The 250-nt window shown below is 63.2% G+C and carries 1 pseudogene; it reads left to right on the top strand.

The features are described 5' to 3' along the window. Positions 1–250: pseudogene (gene groEL, locus BQ8794_RS27350) on the top strand (chaperonin GroEL); the annotation flags it as partial.

Genomic DNA, 250 nt, shown 5'->3' with positions numbered 1-250 from the left:
CATCCTTCTCCATGAGAAGAAGCTCTCCAACCTGCAGGCCATGCTGCCGATCCTCGAGGCTGTCGTGCAGACCTCGAAGCCGCTGGTCATCATCTCGGAAGACGTCGAAGGCGAGGCCCTGGCCACGCTGGTCGTCAACAAGCTGCGTGGCGGCCTGAAGATCGCCGCCGTCAAGGCGCCGGGCTTCGGTGATCGCCGCAAGGCCATGCTGGAAGACATCGCCATCCTCACCGGTGGCCAGGTCATTTCC

Origin of the sequence: Mesorhizobium prunaredense (assembly GCF_900156895.1) — a bacterium.
GTDB classification, from domain to species: Bacteria; Pseudomonadota; Alphaproteobacteria; order Rhizobiales; family Rhizobiaceae; genus Mesorhizobium; species Mesorhizobium prunaredense.
The sequence above is the reverse complement of the archived record's forward strand: the minus strand, read 5'-3'. Positions and strand labels throughout refer to the sequence as shown.